At 48.7% G+C, this 25,303-nt stretch carries 28 protein-coding genes; all 28 read left to right on the top strand.

The annotated features are described in order from the left end of the window. The first annotated feature begins 21 nt into the window (after positions 1-21). The 28 genes from ABID13_RS09995 to ABID13_RS09860 all read left to right on the top strand — a co-directional run bounded on the left by ABID13_RS09995 (position 22) and on the right by ABID13_RS09860 (position 25,287). Positions 22-1,893, top strand: a complete 1,872-nt coding sequence (locus tag ABID13_RS09995; protein WP_048930050.1) for a flagellar assembly protein A — start codon at positions 22-24, stop codon at positions 1,891-1,893. Then, positions 1,893-3,293, top strand: coding sequence for a hypothetical protein (locus tag ABID13_RS09990; protein WP_048930049.1), 1,401 nt, complete (start codon positions 1,893-1,895; stop codon positions 3,291-3,293). The genes ABID13_RS09995 and ABID13_RS09990 overlap by 1 nt, the downstream gene beginning before the upstream one ends. Continuing rightward, positions 3,280-3,735 (top strand): EscU/YscU/HrcU family type III secretion system export apparatus switch protein, encoded by a 456-nt coding sequence (locus tag ABID13_RS09985; RefSeq protein WP_045091195.1) that lies wholly within the window; start codon positions 3,280-3,282, stop codon positions 3,733-3,735. Before ABID13_RS09990 ends, ABID13_RS09985 begins: the two co-directional genes overlap by 14 nt. Positions 3,736-3,799: 64 nt before the next feature. Further along, a complete protein-coding gene (locus ABID13_RS09980) occupies positions 3,800-4,474 on the top strand; it encodes a flagellar brake protein (protein ID WP_045091196.1) in 675 nt (224 codons plus the stop codon). A gap of 63 nt (positions 4,475-4,537) precedes the next feature. Then, positions 4,538-5,482: a M15 family metallopeptidase gene (locus ABID13_RS09975; protein WP_048930048.1), complete on the top strand. Its 945-nt coding sequence runs from the start codon at positions 4,538-4,540 to the stop codon at positions 5,480-5,482. 208 nt (positions 5,483-5,690) lie between these two features. Next, complete coding sequence (locus ABID13_RS09970; protein ID WP_048930047.1) at positions 5,691-7,190, top strand: flagellin N-terminal helical domain-containing protein; 1,500 nt, start codon at positions 5,691-5,693, stop codon at positions 7,188-7,190. 788 nt (positions 7,191-7,978) lie between these two features. Further along, positions 7,979-8,521 carry a GNAT family N-acetyltransferase gene (locus ABID13_RS09965; RefSeq protein WP_048930046.1) on the top strand — a complete coding sequence of 181 codons (543 nt, stop codon included), beginning with the start codon at positions 7,979-7,981 and terminating at the stop codon, positions 8,519-8,521. A 1,063-nt stretch (positions 8,522-9,584) separates the two neighbouring features. Next, complete coding sequence (locus tag ABID13_RS09960) at positions 9,585-10,355, top strand: ParA family protein (protein WP_007865502.1); 771 nt, start codon at positions 9,585-9,587, stop codon at positions 10,353-10,355. Next, entirely contained in the window at positions 10,348-10,893 is a 546-nt protein-coding gene (locus tag ABID13_RS09955) for a late competence development ComFB family protein (protein WP_045091200.1), read from the top strand. The genes ABID13_RS09960 and ABID13_RS09955 overlap by 8 nt, the downstream gene beginning before the upstream one ends. A 277-nt stretch (positions 10,894-11,170) precedes the next feature. Beyond that, on the top strand, positions 11,171-11,473 hold the full coding sequence (locus ABID13_RS09950) for a flagellar biosynthesis anti-sigma factor FlgM (protein WP_048930045.1): 303 nt from the start codon (positions 11,171-11,173) through the stop codon (positions 11,471-11,473). A gap of 13 nt (positions 11,474-11,486) precedes the next feature. Next, entirely contained in the window at positions 11,487-11,933 is a 447-nt protein-coding gene (gene flgN, locus ABID13_RS09945; protein ID WP_048930044.1) for a flagellar export chaperone FlgN, read from the top strand. A 28-nt stretch (positions 11,934-11,961) separates the two neighbouring features. After that, complete coding sequence (flgK, locus tag ABID13_RS09940) at positions 11,962-13,431, top strand: flagellar hook-associated protein FlgK (protein ID WP_048930043.1); 1,470 nt, start codon at positions 11,962-11,964, stop codon at positions 13,429-13,431. Positions 13,432-13,441: 10 nt separating this feature from the next. Next, positions 13,442-14,425: a flagellin N-terminal helical domain-containing protein gene (locus ABID13_RS09935; protein ID WP_007865511.1), complete on the top strand. Its 984-nt coding sequence runs from the start codon at positions 13,442-13,444 to the stop codon at positions 14,423-14,425. Between the two features lie 21 nt (positions 14,426-14,446). Next, complete coding sequence (locus ABID13_RS09930) at positions 14,447-15,043, top strand: DUF6470 family protein (RefSeq protein ID WP_007865515.1); 597 nt, start codon at positions 14,447-14,449, stop codon at positions 15,041-15,043. A gap of 70 nt (positions 15,044-15,113) precedes the next feature. Further along, entirely contained in the window at positions 15,114-15,560 is a 447-nt protein-coding gene (gene fliW, locus ABID13_RS09925; protein ID WP_007865518.1) for a flagellar assembly protein FliW, read from the top strand. Further along, positions 15,554-15,829, top strand: coding sequence for a carbon storage regulator CsrA (csrA, locus tag ABID13_RS09920; RefSeq protein WP_007865520.1), 276 nt, complete (start codon positions 15,554-15,556; stop codon positions 15,827-15,829). The genes fliW and csrA overlap by 7 nt, the downstream gene beginning before the upstream one ends. Further along, positions 15,816-16,292 (top strand): hypothetical protein, encoded by a 477-nt coding sequence (locus ABID13_RS09915; RefSeq protein ID WP_007865521.1) that lies wholly within the window; start codon positions 15,816-15,818, stop codon positions 16,290-16,292. Before csrA ends, ABID13_RS09915 begins: the two co-directional genes overlap by 14 nt. 11 nt (positions 16,293-16,303) lie before the next feature. Continuing rightward, complete coding sequence (fliD, locus tag ABID13_RS09910; RefSeq protein WP_045091207.1) at positions 16,304-19,186, top strand: flagellar filament capping protein FliD; 2,883 nt, start codon at positions 16,304-16,306, stop codon at positions 19,184-19,186. Positions 19,187-19,202: 16 nt separating this feature from the next. Then, positions 19,203-19,583: a flagellar export chaperone FliS gene (gene fliS, locus ABID13_RS09905; protein WP_007865523.1), complete on the top strand. Its 381-nt coding sequence runs from the start codon at positions 19,203-19,205 to the stop codon at positions 19,581-19,583. Between the two features lie 17 nt (positions 19,584-19,600). Beyond that, the gene (locus tag ABID13_RS09900; protein ID WP_045091208.1) at positions 19,601-19,957 is read left to right on the top strand and encodes a flagellar basal body rod protein FlgB; all 357 of its coding nucleotides are present in this window, start codon (positions 19,601-19,603) and stop codon (positions 19,955-19,957) included. Between the two features lie 11 nt (positions 19,958-19,968). Beyond that, the gene (gene flgC, locus ABID13_RS09895) at positions 19,969-20,403 is read left to right on the top strand and encodes a flagellar basal body rod protein FlgC (protein ID WP_007865528.1); all 435 of its coding nucleotides are present in this window, start codon (positions 19,969-19,971) and stop codon (positions 20,401-20,403) included. Further along, entirely contained in the window at positions 20,404-21,237 is an 834-nt protein-coding gene (locus ABID13_RS09890) for an OmpA/MotB family protein (RefSeq protein ID WP_048930042.1), read from the top strand. Continuing rightward, on the top strand, positions 21,230-22,120 hold the full coding sequence (locus ABID13_RS09885) for a flagellar motor switch protein FliM (protein WP_007865539.1): 891 nt from the start codon (positions 21,230-21,232) through the stop codon (positions 22,118-22,120). Before ABID13_RS09890 ends, ABID13_RS09885 begins: the two co-directional genes overlap by 8 nt. Before the next feature lie 15 nt (positions 22,121-22,135). Then, a complete protein-coding gene (locus ABID13_RS09880; RefSeq protein ID WP_045091211.1) occupies positions 22,136-23,077 on the top strand; it encodes a FliM/FliN family flagellar motor switch protein in 942 nt (313 codons plus the stop codon). Position 23,078: 1 nt separating this feature from the next. After that, positions 23,079-23,444 carry a flagellar biosynthetic protein FliO gene (locus ABID13_RS09875; protein WP_007865544.1) on the top strand — a complete coding sequence of 122 codons (366 nt, stop codon included), beginning with the start codon at positions 23,079-23,081 and terminating at the stop codon, positions 23,442-23,444. A 134-nt stretch (positions 23,445-23,578) separates the two neighbouring features. Further along, positions 23,579-24,217, top strand: a complete 639-nt coding sequence (fliP, locus tag ABID13_RS09870) for a flagellar type III secretion system pore protein FliP (protein ID WP_334291330.1) — start codon at positions 23,579-23,581, stop codon at positions 24,215-24,217. 12 nt (positions 24,218-24,229) lie between these two features. Then, on the top strand, positions 24,230-24,493 hold the full coding sequence (gene fliQ / locus ABID13_RS09865) for a flagellar biosynthesis protein FliQ (RefSeq protein WP_007865556.1): 264 nt from the start codon (positions 24,230-24,232) through the stop codon (positions 24,491-24,493). 14 nt (positions 24,494-24,507) lie between these two features. Further along, positions 24,508-25,287 (top strand): flagellar biosynthetic protein FliR, encoded by a 780-nt coding sequence (locus ABID13_RS09860; protein ID WP_007865558.1) that lies wholly within the window; start codon positions 24,508-24,510, stop codon positions 25,285-25,287. Positions 25,288-25,303 lie beyond the last annotated feature (16 nt).

Genomic DNA, 25,303 nt, shown 5'->3' with positions numbered 1-25,303 from the left:
TTGCTGAAAGGGGGGATGTCCATGAACGAAAAAAGCCTGATATTCAGTTTGTTTTCCAAGTTTCTTGAGGATGAAAAGGACGATATATCCCCGGAAGAAAGCGGGACAGATAAAAAAGAGAGTGAGACAGAGGACGGGGGAACGTCCAAGGATGGCGCGGGGGGTGCACAGAGCCGTGGAAGAGCGGAGGGTGCGCAGAGCCGTGGAAGAACGGGGGATGCGCAGAGCCGTGGAAGAACGGGGGATGCGCAGAGCCGCGAAAGAACGGGGGATGCGCAGCAATATGGAAAAGCGGAGGATGCGCAGCACCGGAAAGAGGGACGCGGCTTGGCGGATGACGGTCATGATCACCGGGTAGAGACGGTGGAGGACTGGAACGAGGCGGAACAGAAACGCCGGATACAGCTGGAACGGGAACTTTTAGGAGAAGCCGCGGTATTGGATGATTCTGAAGGTAAGGATCTGTTGGTTTTAAATGAAAAAGACCGGGAGGAAGTATCTTCAGATGCGGAAGAACCGGACATGGACGCCCATGCAGAACTTATGGTGTCGGACGATAAGATGGAAGTTTCCATGATGCTGTACGGGCCGCAGGGCAGCGGTGAACACATCTCCATAGAGATGGTGCGTGAGGCGCTGGAAAAGAAAGGGATCTGTTTTGGCATAGACGAGGAGAAGGTCGCAGCTATGGTCAGGGAACAGCAGTATCTCCAGATGGCCATAATAGCAAAAGGCCAGCCGTCCCTGAACGGGGATGACGGTCATATTAAGGATTATTTTCCCAGAAAACCCCAGATAAAGTATGCGTCCAAGGGCAACGGCGGGATTGATTTTAAGAGCATGAACCTGATCCATAACGTGAAAAAGGGGGACGTGGTCTGTGAGATTTCCATGCCCACGGAGCCGGAGGACGGAATGGATGTATTCGGCCAGCCGGTCCGCGGCAAAAACGGCACCATGCCGCCCATTCCCCAGGGAAAGAACATTGTATACTCACCGGAGCGGGATAAGCTTCTGACGGCCTGCGAGGGCAATCTGACATTCCGGTCCGGGCGTTTTCATGTGGAAAATGTATTTTCCGTGTCCGGAAATGTTGACAACTCCATTGGAAATATTGATTTTACCGGAAGCGTTATGGTGCACGGGGATGTGCTGGAGGGATACAGTGTCACGGCCAAGGGCGATATCACGGTAATGGGAATTGTGGAAGGCGCCCATCTGAAGGCCGGCGGGGATATCCTGCTTCATAAAGGAATGCGGGGCATGAAATCGGGAGTGCTTGAGGCGGAGGGAGATATCACGGCCAAATTCCTGGAGGACTGCAGCATTTTTGTAAAAAATAATATCCAGGCAGAATATATCATCAATTCCGAGGTGTCCTGCGGGCACAACCTGACACTCATCGGTAAAAGAGGCGCGCTGATCGGCGGGAATTGTTCGGTTTATAACTGCATGAACGTAAAGGCGGTGGGGGCGCCCAGCCACATCACAACAGCCATAACCCTGGGCCTTACCCCACAGCTTTTAGAGGAGATGGAGGCCCTTGGAAAGGAATTGCTTATGCTTTCCAGAAAACTGATCGAGATTAACAAGGATATCTCATATCTCAACGGAAAGCTTAAGGAAGGTACCATCACACCATCCCAAAGGGACCGCCTTGCAAAGCTGAAGCTGGAAGCGCCCATCAACACGTTAAAAGAGAAAAAATTAAAACAGCAGGCGGCGGAGCTGTCAAAAAAGCTCCGCGAGGTGGGAAAATCCAGGCTTACGGCCAGGGAAGTGTATCCCGGAACCGTAATCAATATCGGGGATTGCAAGATGAGCATCACCAAGAAGGAGGACAGCTGTTCCTTCTACTATCTTGACGGGGAAATCAGGAAAGGAATTCGTTAATGGCAGACATCCTACGGGTGACATCTCCGGTCATCAACAAGAATATCATACAGACGGACAAGGCGTTAAAGGACCCCTCGGTTCCGTTTGACATGCAGGAGATCCGGCACATTACAAAGAATCCTGAGGGCAGCGGCCTTCTGGGACATCACAATGTGCTGGAACGGGAAGCCGGCGCCGCCACCCTGATGAACCTGTTAAAAGACCCGGCAGTGACGGTCAACTATCTGAAAAATATTTACATGCTGGAGGAGATCATCAACCTCCTTCCGGTGAATAACAATACTATGACCCAGGAGATCCGCCAGCTTTTTGACGCTTTATTGATCAACCCGGAGCACATTGTAGACGAACTGGTGGATCAGGAGTATGCTTCCACGCTGTTTAAGGGAGAACTGTTTGACTTCCTAAGAGGGATGTTAAGTGACAAGCCGGAACTGAGGATGGAGACGGCGGAGCTCTTAAAGGCGGTCAACGGCAGTATATCCAGGCAGGATGTACTGGACTCCGTGGCTAACAGTCTGGAATACCTGTCCGAACAGCTTTCAGGGAGCAGGACGCTGGCGGGAATATTTGCGCAGCTGGGAGAGCGGGTCAGGCAGGTACAGGGCGGGCAGGAATTTGAGGCCCTGAAAGCAGATGTGCAGCAGGCTTTAAAGGAACTGGAGGGAAGCGTGCTCTACACGCCCCAGACAGCCCGGGTGATCCCCAATATCATGTACAATATGTCGCGTTACCAGGACAATGACGCATATCTCCAGGAGGCCCTTATGAATCTTCTCATCCATGTGAACAGCAGGGAGGACAAGGGACGTTTGCGGGAGCTGGTACGGCAGTACATAACCAGTTTCCAGGAGCCGGAGCACCTGGTGAACCGGTCCCGGATCATGGATACGCTGGCAAAGATCATTGCAAAGCAGGACCGGGAGACTCCCATGAACAGCCTGAACGGGGAGAGGATCGAGAAAATCATCACAAGCCTTTTATCCTCACCCTGCAACTATACGCCCCTTCTGCATTTTGTGATTCCGGTGGATTATGAGGGCATGAAAGCATTTTCCGAACTTTGGATCGATCCCAAGGATGAAGGCCGGGGAGGCGACCGGGCGGAGGGGGAGGGAAACCATGTCCATGTGCTGATTACCTTTGATATACCGGGGATCGGGCAGATGGAGGCGGAATTCATGATGGCGGGCAGGGAGCTGGGATTTCATCTGTATTGCCCGGAATCGTACACGGAAGTATTTGAGGGCCTGATCCCGGAATTCCGCGGTATTATGGAAGAACACGGATATAGGGCGGCTGACATAGAAGTAGAGCGCATGGACCATGTGCGCAGCCTGATGGAGGTATTCAAAAACCTGCCATTCAAAAGGACGGGTGTGGATGTCAAAATATAAGAAGAATAAAGCAGTTGCTTTAAAATACAATGCAGCCGAGGACGCGTCACCGGTGGTGATCGCTTCCGGTTACGGCACGGTTGCGGAGCATATCATTGATATTGCAGAGAAAAAGGGGATTCCCGTATTCAAGGATGACAGCGCGGCCTCCCTTCTGTGTATGCTGGACGTGGGGAGCAATATCCCGGTGGAGCTTTACGAGGTGGTGGCGGCAATTTATTGTAAGCTGATTGAAACCTCGGCTCAGATTCGGGGGATTGAGGATGCGGAGGGCGTGAGGAAGGGGAATGCGGCGGGAGACGGCAGTGCCGCGGACAAAACAGGAGATGGTAATACTGCGGGCAGAACCGGCGTTGGCAGTATGGGCAACGGAAGTTCCAGCCGTTTGCGCCGGAATCTGGCATCCAGACGGAACAGGGATGGTGGAGAAATCAGAGAATAAAGAGAACAGCAGGCAACAGACGATAACAGGACGATAACAGGACGATAACAGGGGGGTGGGGAACATGGTTGAATTGCTGGACGGATATGTTGGATCATCGTGTGTCATGAAAGCAAAGAATAACGACCTGATCAGCATGGGAGTCCTGCACAGGATCGGAAAGAATTTTATTGATGTGGGAAGCTCACGCAATGAATTGCCCACCATACCATATAACCTTTTGGTAAAGATTGAGGTATATAATACACAGCTGGGTTTCAAGGTACTGATCGGGAGAGTGTACCTGTCATCTCCCAAACTGGCGCGTATCATTGATCTCAATGAGGCCACCAATGACGAAAGGCGGGAGTATTTCCGGATCAGTACAAGGGACAAAGCGGTGATCTATAACTGCATGCGCGGAGATGAGCTGATGAACCCAGGGGAGGAATCAGAGCATGATTCTACAGGGGATTCTGCGGATTACAACGGGCTTAAGGTTCAGCTGGTGGATATCAGCCTGGGCGGCTTGATGTTCAGAACGGATGAGATATTCAAGATCAATGACCGTCTTAATATCGTGATCCCCGCCATGGGCGATTCCATGCTGTTTGCGTGCGAGGTGCGTAGGCAGATGAACCGGCCGGAAGGCGGCTATGGCTACGGATGCGAGTTTATGGAGATGGCAACCAGGCAGGAGGACCTGCTGTACCGTTATATTCTTAGACGGCAGGGGGACCAGCTTCGGAGGATACGGTGAGAGCAGGGATATGAGGAGTACGGATGAGATTAAATGAGGTCAAGTCAGGAGGAAGCGCGGGAGATGGCTTATAAGAAATCTAAAGACCGGCGCGTGGTCAGGAACCGGCGGGTAATGATCTATACGTTCCTGCTTATCCTGGCCTTGTTTTATATATCGGCTCACAGGACGCTGGAAAAGGAGAGGGGTGCTGATAGGGCGGAAGTGGAGATGATGGCCGGTGGAGATGGGACGGCGAAAGCATTGGATGGGGCGGCGGCGGATGCCGGGGAAGCGGACCCACTGATGGAGGCTGGAACATCAGCCAGGCCGGCGAAAGCGCAATCAGAGGTATGGTCCGGGGAAACCGGGCTGACAGCAGGACTGGCCAGCCGGAAAAGTGAGCAGGATGCTAACAGGGTGCAGGGAGATGAACTGATAATCGGTGAAAGCGACCTTTGGTGCCTGATTCTTACCAATGCGGAATATCCCGTACCAGAGGACTATACAGTGGAATTACAGATGATTCCTGGGACGGAACAGTCTGTGGATGTGAGAATCTACGAGCCTCTTATGGAAATGCTGGATGCCATGAGGGAACAGGGGCTTGCCCCAATCATATGCTCCGGATACCGGACGCTGGATAAGCAGGAAAAGCTGTTTAACAGGAAGGTGCAGTCCTATGTGAGGAGCGGCCACACAAAGGAAGAATCCTACGCACTTGCAAGGCAGACCATTTCAATTCCCGGTTCAGGGGAGCATTGCCTGGGTTTGGCTGTGGATTTCTATACGAAGAAATATCATAAGCTTGAGAAAGCATTTGAGAATACGCCGGAAGGAAAGTGGCTGATGGAACACGCCCAGGAGTATGGATTTATCATGCGTTACGGGGAAGATAAGGTGGATATAACCGGAATTGAGTATGAACCGTGGCATTACCGGTACGTGGGTGTGGAAGCGGCGGAGTATATAAAGGAACACAATCTTTCATTGGAAGAATTTTATATTGAACAGAGTCTTTATGGATAAAGTGCACATAAATCGTAAATGATTTTTGTGCATTTTTTTGGTAAATAAAAGAGGAGAGGTGTACGATAAATATTACAGAGCGGAAGGGATGGTATGTTCCGGAAGCTTAGTCCAGTGTCAGACAGGGCCCGTCCGGCATTGGGAGAAACATTTTTAAAACAGGGAAAAGGAATTCCCGGAACAATATAATTACATGGAGGTAATTAGTATGAGGATTCAACACAATATCATGGCATTAAATTCCAGCAGGCAGCTGGGCGTGAACAACAGTGCAGTATCTAAGTCGCTTGAGAAGTTGTCATCCGGTTACAGAATCAACCGTGCAGGTGATGACGCGGCAGGTCTGGCTATTTCCGAAAAGATGAGAGCACAGATCAAGGGATTAACTGCTGCAAGCGACAACTCGCAGGATGCGATTTCTTTGGTGCAGACAGCGGAAGGCGGACTGCAGGAAGTTCATTCTATGCTGAATCGTATGCAGGAGCTGGCTACGAAATCATCTAATGGGACTTATACGGATGATGTGGATAGGAAGGCTCTTCAGGATGAAGTGGATGCACTGAAGGATGAGATTAACCGTATTGCTGATAGTACCAATTTTAATGGGATTAAACTTCTGGATGGATCAATGGGAGTAGGGACTGCCGGTAAGGTAGGAAATGGAACCGTAGCGGCAACTACGGGCATTACTGCAGCGACAAGTTTTACATTTAAGGCTCCAGAAGGATATAGTGTTCAAATTGGAGCTGGAACAGGGGCGTCATCTGCAAAGTGGGATGGCAAGACTTTACAGATTACTTTACAGAACACAGCAGGAAAGACATATACACAGAGCGATTTGGATGCATTGGTTAAAAATGCAAGTGGAGTTCCGGCAGAGGTAGCAGGAAAGGTATCGCTGACAGCGGATAAGAGTTTTACTATGGGAAGTGCAGTTGTTGCAGGTACTGATAACATTTTATCCAATACTGTATCGGAAGCAGCCACCAAGGCAGCATATACAACCGCCACAAATGGGGTTGTTGTTACGGCAACAAAAGCTGGTGCAAGTTACGCTCAAAAATTGACTGTTGATACTGTTGCTGGAGATGCATTGGGAGCAACTGCCAATGCAGATGGTTCTGCAAAGCTAAATTTAAAGGCTACAGATTCTTATAGCGCTAGTCAGATCAATCAGATGTTGGCCAATGCTGGTGTAAATATGCAGGTCAGTTTTGATGGGGAAAAGACAGGCGCTCAAATTAAGGCGAATGGCGCAGGAACAGCGGGAGAGTATGCTTTAGTAGGAGGCACTGGGCTTGCAGAAGGTGGTGGATTAAAACTTCAAATTGGTGATACAAATGATAATTGGAATCAGTTGGATTTATCAATTAGTGATATGCATGTATCCTCTCTTGGTATTGGTGACATTGATATAAGTAATCGAGAAGGGGCATCTGCTGCTATCAGTAAGATTACACAAGCCATCAACCAAGTATCCACCAGCCGTGGCAAACTGGGCGCGATCCAGAACCGTCTTGAGCACACCATTAACAATCTGGGGGTTACCACAGAGAACATAACAGCAGCCGAGTCCCGTATCCGTGACGTAGACATGGCAAAAGAGATGATGGAATTCACAAAGAACAGCGTTCTGATGCAGTCTGCACAGGCTATGCTGGCACAGGCTAATCAGCAGCCACAGTCCATCTTACAGTTATTACAGTAATATTCTTAAGTATATGATTTAAACCAGAAATAAAAGATAAGGCATTGCCTCCGATTTGAATATGAAAAACAAATAGGAGGCAATGCTTTTTTGCGTAGTTCATTTGTTTCTACCCTTTGCCGCTACTGGCGGTGTATTATCCGGCATGTTCATCCGGAAGTAGAGTACTCCATGAATCTGTCGGTTTTATTTTCTGTATAAGGGAATATCTAAATCGGGGTATAGCATTGGAAACAGCGGTGGATCATGCGGTAGATGAGTGTATCAGCAAAGGAATCCTGTCAAAACTTTTATCAAAGCACAGATCGGAGGTACAGGATATGATATTGTAAGAATATGATGAACAGGTTCATATGGCTATGGAGAGAGGGGAAGGCCGGCAAGAGGGAGAATTTATAAAGCTGATTAAACAGGTTAAAAAGAAAATTGAGAAGAGTATACCTGAGGAGAGGTGCGCGGATATGCTGGAGGAGGATATCGCTGTTATCGGGAAGATTTATGATATTATAAAAAATAGTATTTAATTTTGTTTTATCAAAAAGTTTTCAACTATGAAAACTCTCGTAAATACAGATTTTCACAAAGGTTAAGGTGCCCAAAATAGCAATATTTTTGACGCTTTGGTGCCCAAATGGTGCCTGAATTTTCCATAGCGAAATAAAACGATATGGACAAATATAAGAGAATACTATTCATGCAAACAGGGAAATGATAGAAAATTTCGTATATGAGTGCTATAATCTAAGCAAACAAATTAACAAATTGAAAGTTGTAGAGGAGCGTGCATAATGGAAAATCAATATATAAAACTTGTTCCAGCAGACCCATCTCTTGCAGAACAAGTAGTTGATTACTATAAAAGGAACCGCGCTTTTTTAGAAGCCTTTGAACCTGTACGAAGCGAGGAGTTTTTTTCACTGGAATATCAGCGAGCCGTATTAAAAAAGGAAGTGGTTGATTATGAGGCAAGGACAGCATTTCGCTATTATATTATGCCAATGGAACAGCCCTCAAAAATTATAGGGATAATTGGGTTGAACAACGTGGTATGGGGAGCCTTTTGTTCTGCTTTTCTGGGATATAAGTTGGACAAGGATTATGTCAATAAAGGGTATATGTCTGTTGCAGTAGAAATGCTGACAAAATATGCGTTTGAAGAATTAGGTTTACATCGTATAGAAGCGAATGTAATGCTGAAAAACAAAGCATCTTTAAGAGTTTTAGAAAAAAATCAGTTTATAAATGAGGGAATTTCAAAATATTATTTAAATATCAATGGAGTTTGGGAAGACCATATTCACATGGTAAAGATAAATTACGCTATGCACTAAATCTCAGTTTGTACAAGGGCTTGGGATATTCCCAACAAGTAAAAATTTCTCATACTGTCACAGACAGCAACGAGTGATTTTTACGAAAAGGGTACCACTTTCCTATGCTTGCTACGGAACTTTTTACACTCATTTTTGCTTTTTGAATGTTTGGAAAAATAATTCGGTGTAGTGCTATTTCCATTGCTTTTTCAACCACCCATATTCTGTATGGAAATAGGTTTAGGGAAAGGTATAGAGAGGAAAATTAATAGAGGTAAAAATATGTGCGATTATTGTTCTAAAACAGCGTTGAAAGATAGATTTCAGACACCTAACGAGTATGAAAAGACAGTTGCCTATATCAAAGAACTTGTAGATACCCAACACTTCATTTTAATTGAGGGCAATTGTGAATTAGGTTGCCATAAAAATGTAAACGGGCATTGGATAGATGATATCATTTATCATAGCATAAAATGCCCTAAATGCGGTCAGACATATACCTGCATTGTAAACACATATAGAGGTGGTGGCTCGTTTAGTAAAGGCAGTTAATCTTTATTTAAATTGAATCTGCAACACATAGAGACAAATGGGAATACTTTGTTACGCAGTTAAAGAACGTTTTTGATAGGCAAGGTATAAACATCTTGCCCTGTTGGTTTTGAGTATGTAAAGCCTTTTTTTGCAAGGCTCACCGAACCTCCAATGCGTAACAAAATAGCCATACATAAACCTAACTTTGTGAGTGTTATAGTGCTGTCCTATGCCTATGTGTATCGTCTTGTTTGTGGTGCTAAAATGGTGCCCAGCTTTACAAAACCAACTCATGCGATGATATGAGGAGATACAAGCAAGAACGTGAAAACCATTGAAAACACAGAGTTTTTCCTCATTTCTATAAACACTTGCAAGAAGTTATAAGACGATTTTCGTCTATAAAGTCAATAAAAAATCATCCTGACTGGGAGGATATAAGGGTGTACGAAACTGTTGAGGGATTGTTTCTTCCCATATTACCTGATATAATGGTAACCATACTATGACGATTAGGGAACAGTTTGTTTCTGGGGGAGTTGCTATGGCGGTTACCATTGTGTTGTCAAACCAGAAGGGCGGGGTGGGTAAGACCACCTCGGCCTATGTGCTTGCAACATCGCTGAAGGAGAAGGGATATAAGGTGCTTGCGGTGGATATGGATCCGCAGGGGAATTTGAGTTTTGCAATGGGGGCGGATGTGGAGAGCGCCACTATTTATGATGTGTTAAAGGGGGAGCTAAAGCCCAGGTATGCGGTACAGAAGTCCGCGTTGGTTGACATAATTCCAGCTAATATCCTGTTAAGCAGCATTGAATTGGAATTTACAGGGCAGCACAGGGAATTTCTTTTAAAGGAAGCACTGGATTCCCTGAAGAACCTGTATGATTACATATTGATCGATTCACCTCCGGCTCTGGGAATCCTGACAGTCAATGCCTTCACGGCTGCTGATTACGTGCTGGTCCCTATGCTTTCGGATATATTCAGTCTCCAGGGGATTACACAGCTGGAGGAGACCATACGCCGTGTGAGAAATTACTGTAACCCTGGGATTCAGGTCCTAGGTGTATTTTTGACAAAGCATAATCCCAGGACCAGGTTCAGTAAAGAGGTGGAGGGAACGCTGCGTATGGTTGCGGATGATTTAAAGATGCCTGCCCTGAATACTTTTATACGGGAGAGTGTGGCGCTTCGGGAGGCCCAGTCCCTTCAATGCTCAGTGTTTGATTATGCGCCCGGATGCAACGCGGTACAGGATTATGAGAACCTGCTTCAGGAGTTGATGCAAAGGGGGCTGAAGGTAAATGGCTAAGACCAGAACAGAGATTGACAAGGATATGATGTACCGCAAGATCATGCCTTCTGCCGTAAAAAAGGATGGGGGAGATCAAAAGGGGACCGCAGCAGATGGAGTGCCGGGCATGGAAAGACCGGGTGAGCCGGGAGCAGATGGGCAGGGTGCATCTGCCGATGCCGAGTCCTCAGACAACACGGCGGCGGGAAACCAGCCGTATTCACTGCCCACGGCAGCATCAATGGCAAAGGCGCTAAAGAGGAACCCTGTTTATCTTCCCTTTAAGGAGGAGAACAACATGGTGTTGGTCAATTTGATGGAGGAACTGGTTATCTCCAGGCTGGATTCCACACTGGACCGTTTTAACTGCTGTAAATGTGATAAATGCAAGAAGGATATCGCCGCCCTTGCTCTGAACCGGCTTAAACCGCGTTACGTGGTAATGAGGGAAGGAGATCAGGAGAAGCGCGGTAAGGCGGAGCAGGAAAATGGCCAGGAGGTGACCGGAGCATTGGTACAGGCGATTCTGGTTGTAAAGAAGAACCCGCTGCATTAGAATGTATCACTGTATTTGTAATGGATCACTCCATTAGAAAATTCCACTGTATTAGTAAAACCGGATCATATGCAATGATTAAGCCGCCAGGATATGGGATGATTCAATTCCGTATCCCGGCGTTTTTATTCGCAGCAATAGTTGTATTCACATAAATATTTTAAAAATGATAAAAAATCTCCTCCAAACTGTAAAGTTTCATTCCCCGCGTCCGATAAGTACTATAGGAATATCAGAGTCACCATATAGAGAGCACCGAAAGAAAGGAAGCGAAGATATGGATATGAAGATCACGAGAAATTATGCGGCTTACCAAAATGCTGTGAGCAACGCAAAACATACAGAAAAAAACATTTCCACTCCGGCGCCCGCGGCAGGGAAGGCCAGGGGGGATGCGGTCTGTATCAGCAGCGAAGGGGCGAAGAAAAGCGGGGCGTCCACATTTGCGGCAGCGCTCTCCAAATCCATGGAGGAAGGCGCGCCGGCCGACCGGATCGCGGCTTTGAAGCAGCAGGTACAGGAAGGTACCTATGAGGTTTCGGCAGAACAGATAGCCAGGCGTCTGATGAGCGGTCTGTAGAGAGGGGAAAGGATTGGAAGAGATCATTTGTTTTTTGACAGAGTATACGGAAGCGCTGGAGGCCATGGAACAAAAGCAGGTGGAAAAGCTGGGGCTTCTTATGACGAGAGAGCTGGATAAGGTGGAACAGACCATTATGATACAGCAGGCCATGGATAAGAAGCTGGAGAGCCTGGAACAGAAGCGGCAGGAACTGTTTGCAGCCCATGGGCTGGATGGAAAGACGTTAAAGGAGATCGCTGAATCTATGGATGGGGCGCGGCAAAAGGAACTGCTGGAGCTGTATCGCAGGATAGACGGTGCCATTGGCAATATCCAGTATTATAACAAAAAGGCGGAGATGATTGCAAAGTCGGAGCTGGAGCGCATGGGCATTGATTCCAGGATGATGGGGAATCCCACCGGTATCTATGGACGCCCTTCCATCCAGAAGGGAAGCAAGCTTGAGAAGAAGGCCTGATAAGGACTGATATGGGGAGAGTGGTAGATTGAGACCGACATTTATGGGGCTGGAAACAGCTAAGAGAGGTATCATGGTGAACCAGAAGGCCATTGATATCGTGGGAAATAATATCAGCAATATTAACACCAAGGGATATACGAGGCAGCGCCTGGACTCGGTGAGCGTGCATGTCTACGGAAGCGACCAGTATAATTACAGTTCTATACCGCTGGCAGGACAGGGCGTGGATGCCAGGGGCGTTGCCCAGATCCGCAACCCCTATCTGGACGCTAAGTTCAGGGAGCAGTACAGCGATGTGGGATATTTTGACCAGAAGGCAGCGATCATGGACCAGATCGAGGGGATCATCAGTGATCCCGAGGTGGAGGGGACCGGTATTAAGAGCGCTCTTACCACGCTGTCCCAGGCGTTGGCGGATTTCAGCCAGTATCCGTACCAACAGACTAATGCCAATATTGTTATGCATGCATTTCAGGGTGTGACTCAGGTCCTGAATGAATATGATGCCAATTTAAAGATCCTGATGGAGCAGACGAAGAATGATTTTTCCATTGCGGTAAAGGACATCAATACCAAGCTGGATCAGCTGTCGGAGCTGAACCGCTCCATTGCCCATGAGGTATTTGTCAACAGCGATTATGATGGGGTGAATTATGGACCCAATGACCTGCTGGACCAGAGAAATACGATTCTGGATGACCTGTCCAGATACGGTGTTGTCCAGGTGACGGATCTGGAGGACGGAAAGGTACAGGTTAAGTTTAACGGAAAAGTAGTGGTGGATGCTTCAGGGGCCTCCCATACCAATGACCATCTGACCATTGGAAAGGACGGAACCAGCCTGACGTGGGACAGCAGCGGAAAGGCGGCAAATCTTGGAAGCGGGGCTATCCGGGGATTTACGGATATGCTCACGGGCGGAGATTCAATTACAGCGGGTATCCCTTATTACCAGAACCAGCTGGATCATCTGGCCAAGACCCTGGCTCATGTGTTTAACAGCAAGGTCCATGCGGACGATCCCGCGCAGCCGGATAAGTATAAGGAACTTCTAAGCGGGGACGGGAATGGTAATATCACGGCGGGAAACATTTCCATCAGTGATAAGTGGGCGGAGGATTCCTCCTATATTATCCGGGAAAAGAATCCGGACGGCGATCTGGACAACACGGATATTATGGCAATGAAGGCGGCGCTGGAACAGGATTTTGATTTCGGCGGCGAGTTTACAGGCACATTCAGCGAGTTTGTAGCCAGGACCACAAGCATACTGGGAAGCGATATCAAGACTAATAATTCGCGGATGGATGCATCCCTGTCCATTGCGGAGAGCGTGGAGAAGGAGCGCATGAGCGTGTCCGGTGTATCCCTTAATGAAGAGGGGATCAACATGATGACTTATAATAAAGCATATCAGGCGCTGGGGCGTCTTATGACTACCATGGATGAGCAGCTGGATATGATCATCAACAAGATGGGTATGGTAGGACGTTAAGGAGGAACATATGAGAATCACGGAAAATATGATGACAACTTCATATAACAAGAATCTTCAGAGGAATATATCAAATCTGGCTTCCTCTAATCTGAAGCTGGCATCCCAGCGCCAGTATAACCATGTGTCCGAGGATCCGGCAACCGCGTCCAAAGCATTTGCCATCCGCGACCAGATCGCCAGGACAGAGGAACACATTAATGTGGTGAAAAATGCAACGGGCGAGTTAGAGACAGCGGATTCCAATATCCTGACCCTGAACTCGATCCTTGAGAATATTTATGAAAAGGCAACCAAGGCAGGAGGCGCCAGCAGCCAGGATTCACTGGATGCCATTGCGGAGGAATTAAACGGCCAGATGGAAGAAATCCTTCAGACCATGAACGCCAGGTACGGAGATAAATTCCTGTTCTCCGGTTCGGCCAACAGCGAAGCGCCGTTTTCCCTGGATGCGGACGGAAACCTGCTGTTTAACGGGAAACAGGTGGATGCCTATGATAAAAATGATCCGGATACGTATTTTACGGAGAATAAGCCGGTTTATCTGGATGTTGGTTTTGGAACGTATGCAAGCGGCATGAACACGGCCAAATCCGGGATCAAGATTTCCACCTCCGGCGTGGATGTGCTGGGATATGGAAAGGATGAAAACGGATATCCCAATAACCTGTACAGCCTGATCGGCCAGGTGAGCGGCCAGCTGAAGGCCGGTGATAAGAACGGCGCCATGGATACCCTGGCACAGCTTAAGAAAAAGCAGAGCAATATTTCCATCGCCACTTCGGAGATCGGTACACGGGAGAAAATGCTGGAGCGCACCCAGAACAGGCTGGAGACAGGCCTGGTCAATCTGCAGAAGACACAGAAGGATCTGGAAGCAGTGAAGGTGGAGACGGAAGCGGTCACCAACAAATCTGCTGAGACAGCCTGGATGGTTACCCTGCAGCTGGGTTCCAGTATTATACCGCCGTCCATATTTGACTTTATGAAATAAGGTGAAGAGAGGTGCCAGAGGATGAATGTGTTAAAGATAACAACAACTCCTATTCAGCTGTCCATGACCTCCCAGAGGGCCAGGCTTGAGAGCAGAATGCCTGATCCGGAGGTGGGAATTATTCAGAATCCCGGCAAACTGAATATGAAGTCAGAAAATATAAAGGTGGAGATCGACACGTCCCGTTCCAGGGACAGTCTGGGATTCAGGACAGCCAAAGGACTTATGAGAGATGCGGCCCAGGCCGGTCTTAAGGCTGTGGCGGATGCCACGGCACAATATTCCCGTGTAGGGAATCAGATGATGCAGATCCAGGATGGGGTAACAGTGGCGGATATTATAAAAAACCAGATGGCGGCCCAGACCAACATTACCACCGGAATTGCATTTATACCTTCGGCTGCCCCTGATATCTCATGGCAGCCCGCGGATCTGACCATTGACTATACCCCGGCGCAGGTAGCGTTTGATCCGCAGGTGCAGGAACCTGCGGCCATGTATGTACCGGGCGAGCTGCGCGTGAATGTGGAGCAGTACCCCAAGGTTGAGATTGAGTATATGGGTGATCCCATGTATGTGCCGCCCAGTGCCAATCCGGCCTACGAGGCGGCAAAGTAGAGGACAACGGCAGATCAGTGGAATGCAGATATACGGCTGACGCGGGTCAGGATGATATGGAGGGATACGCTTGAAAATCGAAACTCGGGATTTTGGAATCCTGGATATAGAAGAGAACAACATCATAACATTTAAACAGCCTCTGTTTGGATTTGAGGAATATACGCAGTACGTCCTTGTAAATGATTCCAATATGGGCAACGGTATCTGCTGGCTGCAGTCCATTGAGCAGAAAAATGTATGCTTTATCATGTTAAATCCTCTGGAGGTCAGGCGGGACTATGCTCCGGTGGTAATGCAGGATGTGCTGATCCTTTTGCAGGCTGTACCGGAGGATAACCTGGACTGCTGGGTACTCATGGTCATAGGGGAAACCTTCCGGGATTCCACAGTTAATCTGAAAAGCCCTGTTATTATCAATCATGAGACCAATCTGGGCGTCCAGGTGATACTGGACCAGGATTATCCCATACGGCAGCCCATATTCAGCCGGGGAGAAAGGGATGGCCTATGCTGATATTATCCAGAAAAAAGGGCGAGTCAATTAAGATTGGCGATGATATCGAGATATTTGTGGCGGAGATCAAAGGTGATAAGGTGCGCCTTGGCATATCGGCGCCTGAGAGTATGAAAATATGCCGCACAGAACTGTATCTCACGGTTGAGAATAATAAGGAAGCGTCTGATAAAGTGGATCTTCTCAAGGTGTTCCAGTTGTCCAGGAGCCTGAAAGCCCTTGGGACAGAGGAAGGGCAGAAGAAGGAGGGAAAAGATGGAACTGCTTGAGCAGATGAGAATGCTGCTCAGGGAAAAGACCATTTTGTTTGGGCAGTATGAGAAGGAAACGCTGCGGCTGGACAGGGATGACCTTGAAGCGGTGGATGAAATCGTGGAGGCGGTAAACGCCAGGCAGGCCATCATTGAAAAAATCAATGGCCTGGACCGGGAGATTGAAGCCATCCGGGACCGTTCTTCCTACGGTTCCCGCTGTTATATGATTGGAAAAAACAGGTGCGATTACAGCGGCCTCAGCGAAGCGGAACAGATCCTGTTTAAGGATGGACAGGATGTATTTACCATGATTACCAGGATACGCGATCTGGAGGCAGGGGTGCCGGGGAAGATGGCAAAGATCCGGGCCCAGCTTCAGAGCAGGATAAAACAGAACAATGTAAACGGTAAATTTACCGGGTATTTAAAACAGATGAATCAGGGGAGCAAGGGCGTGCTCTATGATAAACGAAGATAGGGGGAAGAGCGATGGCATCGGCTTCATCAATTAATACAGTCAGCGCGAACGGCAATAAGAATTACATATCAGGCCTTGCTTCCGGTATGGATACGGACAGTATTGTTGAAAGTCTGCTGCTGGGGACACAGACAAAGATCGATAAGCAGACAGGTCTTAAGCAGCAGCTGGAGTGGAAGCAGGAGACATACAGGGATCTCATCACTAAGATCAATACATTCGGAGATCAATATTTTTCTTATTACGGTTCGGGCCAGACGAATCTGCTGAGCACCAGTTTATTTAAGACAATGGCGGGAATCAGCAGTTCCAGCGCCATTAAGATAAGCTCCGTATCCTCCAATGCGGTCAGCTCCATGAGGGTCAGCGCGGTGAAGCAGCTGGCAACGGCCTGCTCGGTGAGAACGGCGGGAACGGTGACGGGGGAGCCGAGAGGGAATGATGTTGATTTCACAAACTTTACAGATGCAATCGGGGAGACAAAGTCATTTTCAGTCACATTGGATGGCGTGAGCAGAACGATTGATTTTACAATTGAAGGAAAACTATCAGATCCTGCTGATCCGAATTCTCCGGAAGAGGTGGATGAAGAAAAAACGCTTAAGAATATTAACCAGGTATTGTACCGTAACTTTGGGACTTCGGTAGGAATGAAATTCGAGGAGGATCCGCCCAATAGTAAGAAAGGGACAATGAAACTGGTTCAGCTAAACGCAAATGGTGCTGTAACGAGCAATGCGGTTGATTCATCCAGACGGGTTATCATTGAGACAACAGGAGACAGCGACTCCTCAAACACAATTGCCAATTTAGGATTTAAAGGTGGATTTTCTAATAAGCTGGATTATGGAACATCTTTGAAAAATATGAATTTTTCTACGCCCTTACAGGGAAATCGGTTTGAATTTGATATCAATGGTGTCACCATCAAGGGATTGAACGGGGATTCAACGTTAAGCGATGTGATCAGCGCGATCAACAGCAGTGATGCAGGGGTTAAGGTATCCTATTCATCGGCATCTGATAAATTCATCATGGAATCTTCCTCTACAGGCGAGATATCCAATATAAAGATGGGACAGAGATATGGAAATCTGCTCACCACTATGTTTGGGGTGGAGGCGACCGGTTTACAATCCAATATTTTTTCCAAGCCGATTGAGGGGACGGATCATGTGGATTTAAGTTCTGTTATCAATAAGTTAAATAGCGGAAAAGACCAGTCATTGGTATTGCAGGTGGATGGACAGGATTTTACCGTTAAGTTGGAGGGAAAAACAGGAAGTGAGAGCTACAAAGATGAAGAAGGCTTAATAAACGCCATTAATTCAAAGCTGAATAAGGAATTTGGCTATGGTAAGATTGCATTTTCCTGGGATGATACCAACAAACAAGTCACGTTAAAATCTTCGGAACATAAAGTGGGATTTACAGATGCTAATCTGACAACGGGGATTGCATCCGATCTTGGATTCAGTGAGAAAGATAATGTGTATGACGGAAGCACGGAATTAAGCAGTCTGGGAATAACGGGAGATATTAAGGTCGGTAACACCACATATCATTTAGGTGATCCTTCTGCCAAAACGATCAGTGACCTGGCTGGGATAATGGGCGGAACCTATGTGGATGGAAGGATCAATATATCCGGTCAGACAGGCGGCTTTACTGTCAGCGGTAATGCTGTAATAAACGGAACGAATTTGGTTGAGAATCTGTTTGGACGGGAAAACGTGGAGCTTACGCCGGTGTCCAATACGCTGGCCTCCAATTCCGTATCCGATCCAACCATTTTAAAGGGAACATTGGAATTAGCCGTATCCGGCGGAAATACGATTACGATTAATGCCGGTTCATTGACAAATGGCTTTGATGGTCTGGCTGCAGCAATACGGGCTGAAACAGGAGGAAATGTAATTTATACAGCTGATGGCCGCTTACAGATCAGCGGCACTGCCGGTGAATTTACCATTAAGGGAACGGATGATGACGGAAAGGAGTTGCTGAACCAACTCTTCAGCCAGGACACAGTAACCTTCAACCCCCACATGACCGCTTCCGTCACCTCCGGCCAAAACGCCGTCCTCACCGTGGACGGAACCGATATTGAGCGCAATACCAATACGTTTGAATTGGATGGAATTACCATGGAATTAACTTCCACTTATGATGCTTCCAACCCTCCAATCAGCTTGACTACGTCCCGCGATACTGATAAAATAATAGATAGTTTGAAGAGCTTTGTAGATGATTACAACGCCCTCATCGAAGAACTGAATAAACAGCTCACGGAGACAGCCAACTATAAGAAATACGCCCCTCTCACGGATGCACAGAAAAAGGAGATGAGCGATAAGGAGGTCGAGCTTTGGGAGGAGAAATCCAAACAGGGCCTCCTTCACAACGACTCCAATATCTCCAGCTTTTTGAGCGAGATGAGAATGGCGCTTTACAGCAGTGTGGAAGGCGCGGGACTGTCTCTCTATGATATCGGGATCGAGACATCGGATAACTGGCGTGACAACGGCAAGCTTGTTATTGACGAGGACGCATTGAGGTCTGCCGTAGCCACCAACCCGGATGCCATCAGTAAGCTGTTCACGGACAGGGACCAGGGATTGGGAATTAAGATGCAGAACGCCATCAAGGCGGCGGCCAATGTAAGCAGCGGCAGTCCCGGAAGTATGGTGCGATACGCGGGCACAAAGGATGTGCTTCTCACAAGCAATACCCTCTATGAGGAGATGAAGCATATTTCAGAGACACTTTCCAACCTGAACACCAAGTATGAGCTGGAGAAGACGCGGTACTGGAAGCAGTTTACCGCCATGGAGCAGGCGATTTCCAATATGAACAGCCAGAGTTCCTGGCTCACCCAGCAGTTCTCATCATGATGAAGGAGTAATGACTATGCAGAATCCATATGCAAAATATAAACAGCAGTCCGTAATGACCATGACCCAGGGCGATATGATCAACCTGTTGTTTGATGAGATGATCAACCGTCTGAACAAGGGGCTTCTGGGGCTGGAGGTACGGGACTACGAAGCCAGCAATACCCATTTTAAGAAGGCGCAGGCAATTATCAGCCATCTGGTATCCACATTGGATCACCAGTATCCGGTATCACAGAGCCTGGCCTCTCTCTATGAGTATTTCAATTACCAGATCCTGCAGGCCAATGTAAAGAAGAGCCCTGAGCCAGTGAATGAGGTTCTTCCTATGATCATGGAACTGAAGGAAGCATTTGCCCAGGCGGATAAACAGGTGCGCATGGGCCATACAGGATGAGATAAGGGGGCGGGATCATGCCGTTATTTGATGACAGGGCTGTAGGAGCCCTGGAGCGGGGAATGGATGCCATGTGGCTGAAGCAGCAGGTTGCCAGCCACAACATAGCCAATGTGGAGACGCCGGGCTATAAGGCTAAGAAAGTGGAATTCAAGGATGTGTTAAGGGATACGGCCCAGGGGCCGGAGCGCTTAGCAAAGCCGGTGGTGGAGGAAGACGGGGACACCCAGGCCAGGCCGGACGGGAATAATGTACAGGTGGAAAAAGAAGAGCTTGAACTGTGGAAGGCATATACCCAGTATTCGGCCCTGACCATGCGCATGTCGGGGAAATTATCCACGCTGCGGTATGTGATCAATAATACAGGCAAGTAAAGGAGCAGGTTATGGGGTATTTGGATTCTCTTAATATAACAGGTTCTGCACTGACGGCGGAGCGTTTCCGCACGGATATCATTATGCAGAATCTTGCCAATCAGAACACCACCAGGACGGCGGAGGGCGGTCCCTATGTGAGAAAGCAGGTGGTCTTGCGGGAGAACGCGCTGGACTTTAAGAACGAGCTGGGCAAGGCCATGACAAAGGCTGAGAACGGCGGTGTGTACGTGGAGGAAGTGGTGGAAAGCCAGAACCCTCTGGTTCCGGTCTATGATCCGGACCATCCGGATGCTGATGAGGACGGATATGTGATGATGCCCAATGTGAACAGCGCGGAGGAGATGGTGGATCTGATGGCCGCCACCCGCGCATACGAAGCCAATGTCACGGCACTTAACATTGCAAAAAGCATGGCTTTAAAAGCCCTGGAGATTGGTAAATAAATGAAGAAGCAAAAAGAGGAAGAAGGAGGCCAGGAGTGGTTAAATACCTACGCGGATATGATAACCCTTGTCCTGACCTTTTTTGTATTATTGTACAGCATTTCCAATGTAAATATAAGTAAATTGGAGGAGATCGCTTCGGCTATGCAGCGGCAGCTGGGGATCGAGTCCCAAACCGAACTGGAGGACGTGCCCGATGATCTCAAGTATCCCACCATTGGCGAGAACACGGATGAACCGTCCCAGGCAGTGACCGGTTCCCAGAACACCCAGGCGTCAGCCAGGGAGATGAGGCAGATGTCACGTGATATCCAAACCTATTTTGATTCTGAGAACCTGGACGCCATTGTATCCAACACGGAGAATGCGGTGTATATCCGTTTTAAGAATGACCTTCTCTTTGATCCGGACAGCGCCAATCTGCGGGACGGCAGCAAGTCCATGCTGGACGCAGTGGGGATCATGCTGCAGGAAAAGCAGGATAATATTCTTGCGGTTTACATAAATGGGCATACGGCCCAGGCAGCCAATTCTCTGATCAATGACAGGATCTTATCCTCAGAGCGGGCGGACAATGTGGCCATATATCTGGAGGAACAGGTGGGGCTTAACCCCAAAAAGTTAATATGCCGTGGCTACGGCAAATACTATCCCATCGCGGACAATACCACAAAAGAGGGGCGGGAGCAGAACCGCCGGGTGGACATGATCATCCTTGGAAATGGATACAGGCCGCCGGAATCAGTGGAGGGAGTGGAGACCATGGATCCCCTTTTCCCGGTTGTGATGCCGCAGGATGAGGCTATGATGCAGGAAGGAACAGCCAGTGATTAAGAGTTACGATTTTAAATCACCCAAGAAATTTACAAAAGAGCGCATGAGCACGGTGGAAAACCTGTACGACAGTTTTGCCCGTGCCCTGGCGCCGTATCTTACAGGGCTTCTCCAGTCTTACTGTGAGATCCGTATCAACAGGATCGTGGAGAAGCGCTACCAGGAATTTACCAATTCCGTACAGGATCATTCCCTGTTTGGGATGATCACCCTGAGTCCGGCCAATAAGGATTACAATGAGGCGCCTCTGACCATGGAAGTGGATACCAGGCTGGCGTTTTTTATGATTGAGCGCCTATTGGGCGGCGCCGGGACAGAGTATGAGCTGACCAGGGATTTTACGGATATTGAAAAGGCGGTTCTTCAGTATGTGCTGGGGAAACTGACGGAATTTGCAGGCGAAGCCTGGGCGCAGTATCTGGATATTGATGCCACGCTCACCGGCCTTCAGACCAATCCCCATCTGCTCCAGATGAGCGCCCAGGAGGACGTGGTGATCCAGGTGGAGCTGGAAGTGGTCATTGACAAGCTGGCGGCAAGGCTTAACATGGTGATGCCGGCTCCCAATGTGGAGGAGCTGACGTCCAAGTTCGGCTATTCCTTTGCGGTCAGCCAGAAAAAGCAGGATGATGAGAAGCAGAAGTCCAAACGGCAGTACATTGAACAGCACATTCTGGAATCGGAGGTGGAGATCCGGGCCATTCTTCATGAGTTTTCCCTGGACGCCCAGGATATCCTCCAGCTGACCCCGGGAGATGTGATACCGCTCAACAAGAAGCTGGACAGTAAGATTTCCGTTTATGTGGAGGATGTGGCCTGTTTTGAGGCAAAGGTGGGCCATACCAGACTGCGCAAGGCAGTGGAAATAAGCAGTGAGCTGTAACCGGGAGGGACGAGTATGTTAGATGTGGATAAGGATGCCATAAAGGAACTGATGGAGATGGAAGCAGTCCCTGTCTGTGACAGGCTGGGCTCCCTTCTTGGCAGAAGCGTGAAGATGGCTGTGTCAAAGGTGGAGGAGACAGATACCGGAGCGCTTGCGGAGTGTCTGCCTCATTTTAATGTGGTCATTGAGGGGCGCAGGGCGGTTAACGGGCTGACGGCGGACCAGCTGTATGTATTTTCCAAGGACGATATGATCCGGGTGGCCAATTATATTATGGGGGTGCCGGTGGATAACCCCAGCCCTCTGGATGAGATTGCTTTAAGTACCCTGAAGGAGGTTGCTTCCCAGTGCATATCCGCTGCCATGAATGAACTCAACGACCTTTTGGGGCGGGATATGGGAGTGGCAATGTCCAGGATCGCCGCATTTGACAACACGGAGCGGATTCTGGAAATGATCCGGATCTGGAAGACGGACCAGTCCCTTCTTTTGGTGCGCCTGCATTACCTGATCGATGGCGTGGTGGAGTCGGACGCGTATATCATCGCATCCCAGGCCATCAGCCAGGTTCTGGGGATACCGGAACTGGAAGAACTGGAACTGGAGGAACTGGCTGAGAGCATACAAAAGCCAAAGGAAGCCGTGGCTGTCCAGGAAGTGTCATTTCCGGAATTTAAGTATACGCCCCTTGAGTATGACAAGGAGCAGATTGGCGATGACAGGAAGAAGCTTTTGGATATCACCCTGGATGTATCGGTGCGGATCGGCAGCACGGTGTGCAGCGTAAAGGACGTGCTGGCCCTCAAGGAAGGGCAGGTGCTGGTGCTGGACAAGCAGGCAGGCTCTCCGGCTGATGTGGTGGTGAATGGGGAACTGATCGGCAAGGGGGATGTGCTTGTGACAGGGGAGCATTTCGGAACACGCATCATAGAAATTGTGGGCAAGAGGGAGTAATATGGCATTTCTGAAAGTACTGTTTTACCTGGTTGTCCTGATCCTTGTGCTGGTGTTGGCTTATTATACCACCAGGATACTGGGGCGAGGCATGAGATTAAAGCAGAGGACCGGCGGCATGGAGGTCCTGGACCAGATGACCGTGGGCCGGGACAGCTTCCTGGTGGTGGTAAAGGTTCAGGAGAAGATCCTGCTGTTGGGCGTGTCACCTTCCGGGATTGAAAAGCTTGATAAACTGGATTCATATGAGAAAATGGAGCCGGCGGAGGCACCGCCGGATTTTGTTGCGGTTTTGTCATCCCAGCTGAAAGCGCGCAGGCGCGGTGAGGATGACGGGATGAAAAAAGGCGGGAGAGGAAAAGAATGAGAGGAACGGTAAGACAACTTGGAAGGCTGGCGGCCGGGGCCGCATTTGCCCTTGCCTGGAGCCAGAGCACATTGACGGCATTTGCCACGGATGTGTCTGTGACGCTCCAGGGCACCTCGGGCAGCGGAAAGCCCATGGACATGCTGGACATCATGTTCCTTTTCCTGTTTTTGGCAATTGTTCCCTCCCTTGTTATCATGATGACTAGTTTTACCAGGATCATCATTGTACTGTCATTCCTGAGAAATGCCCTGGGCACCCAGCAGTCCCCGCCCAACCAGATCCTGGTGGGCCTGGCTCTGTTCCTCACTCTGTTTATCATGAGTCCGGTGCTTTCCTCGGTGAATACCCAGGCCTATCAGCCCTATAAAGCGGGGACCATAACCAGGGAGGCAGCGTTTGAGCGGGCCCAGGAACCAATAAAGGAATTTATGTTAAAGCAGACCGAGAAAAAGAGCCTGGATCTGTTTCTCTCCATTTCCAAGACGCCGGAGCCGGACGTGTCCCAGGGACCGGAGGGCTATATGAAGCTGGGGCTTACAACCCTGGTGCCGTCCTTTATCTTGAGTGAACTGAATAAGGCGTTTACCATGGGGTTTTTAATCTTTATTCCATTCCTGATCATTGATCTGGTGGTGTCCAGTACCCTGATGTCCATGGGTATGGTGATGCTGCCGCCCACCATGATCGCCCTGCCCTTTAAGATCATGATGTTTGTTTTGGTGGACGGATGGAGCCTGGTGATCAAGACCTTGGTTCAAAGCTTTCGGTAAGGAGGAACAGGTATGAATGCGGAACAGGTGATGGAAATCATGAAGGAGGCAATGCTGGTTGCGTTTGAGATAGCGGGTCCTCTTCTTATTATCAGTATCGTGGTGGGGCTTCTGGTGGCAATCTTTCAGGCAGCTACCCAGATCCATGAGCAGACATTGACTTTTGTGCCCAAGCTTCTGGTGATCGCCCTGGTCCTTCTGGCTCTGGGTTCATGGATGAGCAAGGTCATGAATGAATTTGTGGTGGAGCTGTTTGCTATCATGGCAGCCCTCTGATGCGGGGGTGAGGGATGGACGGAGGATTGTTGGAATATTTTGATGTGTTCCTCCTGGTATTTGCCAGGATGGGGGGCATGGTATTTATCAATCCTGTTTTTTCCAGAAAAGGGGTTCCCTTTATGGTAAGGACAGGACTTGTACTGGCCCTTTCCATGCTCATTGCCCCGGCAGCCCGGAGCGGGGCAGCGGGGATGATCTCATTTTCCACCTTTGACATGGCTGAGGCATTGATCAGGGAAGTGGCCCTGGGGGTCGGGATCGGGTGCATATTCCAGATCTTCTTTTATATGCTTTATGTGGCCGGGGACCTTTTGGACACGGCATTCGGCCTGGCCATGGGAAAGGTCATGGATCCCATGAATGGGGTACAGACAGCGATTTTAGGACAGTTTGTAAATGTATTCTTTTTCCTGTACTTTTTTGCCACGGGCTGCCATCTTTTGACAGTGAAACTGTTTGCCTATACATATGAGGTAATACCGGTGGGAGCCGGTGACTTTTTTGCAGGAAAAGTGATCTGGTACATCACATCCCTGTTTGCCACTGTATTTTTGATGGCGGTAAAGCTGGCCCTGCCCTTTGTGGCAGCAGAGTTTGTGCTGGAGATGACCATGGGGGTGCTGATGAAGCTGATCCCCCAGATCCATGTGTTTGTCATTAATATCCAGTGCAAGATCCTTCTGGGTATGCTTTTGATGATCCTGTTCGCCCATCCTGTGGGAGCGTTTCTGGATGGATATATAGATACAATGATGAGAGAAGTACGGAATGTGATCATGATGATGACATAGGGAAATGTGATAGGCG

This window comes from Enterocloster citroniae (assembly GCF_040545455.1).
GTDB lineage: Bacteria > Bacillota > Clostridia > Lachnospirales > Lachnospiraceae > Enterocloster > Enterocloster citroniae.
Note: the sequence above shows the minus strand (reverse complement) of the source record. Positions and strands in the feature narration are given on the sequence as shown.

Bases quoted from the DNA above. Each gene is read 5' to 3' on its own strand.
- ABID13_RS09930 (WP_007865515.1), top strand. From the start codon at position 14,447: ATGAATGTGTTAAAGATAACAACAACTCCTATTCAGCTGTCCATGACC.
- ABID13_RS09955 (WP_045091200.1), top strand. From the start codon at position 10,348: ATGGCTAAGACCAGAACAGAGATTGACAAGGATATGATGTACCGCAAG.
- fliD (WP_045091207.1), top strand. From the start codon at position 16,304: ATGGCATCGGCTTCATCAATTAATACAGTCAGCGCGAACGGCAATAAG.
- ABID13_RS09965 (WP_048930046.1), top strand. From the start codon at position 7,979: ATGGAAAATCAATATATAAAACTTGTTCCAGCAGACCCATCTCTTGCA.
- ABID13_RS09900 (WP_045091208.1), top strand. From the start codon at position 19,601: ATGCCGTTATTTGATGACAGGGCTGTAGGAGCCCTGGAGCGGGGAATG.
- ABID13_RS09915 (WP_007865521.1), top strand. From the start codon at position 15,816: ATGGAACTGCTTGAGCAGATGAGAATGCTGCTCAGGGAAAAGACCATT.
- fliS (WP_007865523.1), top strand. From the start codon at position 19,203: ATGCAGAATCCATATGCAAAATATAAACAGCAGTCCGTAATGACCATG.
- ABID13_RS09990 (WP_048930049.1), top strand. From the start codon at position 1,893: ATGGCAGACATCCTACGGGTGACATCTCCGGTCATCAACAAGAATATC.
- ABID13_RS09880 (WP_045091211.1), top strand. From the start codon at position 22,136: ATGTTAGATGTGGATAAGGATGCCATAAAGGAACTGATGGAGATGGAA.
- csrA (WP_007865520.1), top strand. From the start codon at position 15,554: ATGCTGATATTATCCAGAAAAAAGGGCGAGTCAATTAAGATTGGCGAT.
- fliQ (WP_007865556.1), top strand. From the start codon at position 24,230: ATGAATGCGGAACAGGTGATGGAAATCATGAAGGAGGCAATGCTGGTT.
- ABID13_RS09935 (WP_007865511.1), top strand. From the start codon at position 13,442: ATGAGAATCACGGAAAATATGATGACAACTTCATATAACAAGAATCTT.
- ABID13_RS09890 (WP_048930042.1), top strand. From the start codon at position 20,404: ATGAAGAAGCAAAAAGAGGAAGAAGGAGGCCAGGAGTGGTTAAATACC.
- ABID13_RS09970 (WP_048930047.1), top strand. From the start codon at position 5,691: ATGAGGATTCAACACAATATCATGGCATTAAATTCCAGCAGGCAGCTG.
- fliP (WP_334291330.1), top strand. From the start codon at position 23,579: ATGGACATGCTGGACATCATGTTCCTTTTCCTGTTTTTGGCAATTGTT.
- ABID13_RS09960 (WP_007865502.1), top strand. From the start codon at position 9,585: ATGGCGGTTACCATTGTGTTGTCAAACCAGAAGGGCGGGGTGGGTAAG.
- ABID13_RS09985 (WP_045091195.1), top strand. From the start codon at position 3,280: ATGTCAAAATATAAGAAGAATAAAGCAGTTGCTTTAAAATACAATGCA.
- flgC (WP_007865528.1), top strand. From the start codon at position 19,969: ATGGGGTATTTGGATTCTCTTAATATAACAGGTTCTGCACTGACGGCG.
- ABID13_RS09980 (WP_045091196.1), top strand. From the start codon at position 3,800: ATGGTTGAATTGCTGGACGGATATGTTGGATCATCGTGTGTCATGAAA.
- ABID13_RS09860 (WP_007865558.1), top strand. From the start codon at position 24,508: ATGGACGGAGGATTGTTGGAATATTTTGATGTGTTCCTCCTGGTATTT.
- ABID13_RS09995 (WP_048930050.1), top strand. From the start codon at position 22: ATGAACGAAAAAAGCCTGATATTCAGTTTGTTTTCCAAGTTTCTTGAG.
- ABID13_RS09950 (WP_048930045.1), top strand. From the start codon at position 11,171: ATGGATATGAAGATCACGAGAAATTATGCGGCTTACCAAAATGCTGTG.
- ABID13_RS09875 (WP_007865544.1), top strand. From the start codon at position 23,079: ATGGCATTTCTGAAAGTACTGTTTTACCTGGTTGTCCTGATCCTTGTG.
- ABID13_RS09975 (WP_048930048.1), top strand. From the start codon at position 4,538: ATGGCTTATAAGAAATCTAAAGACCGGCGCGTGGTCAGGAACCGGCGG.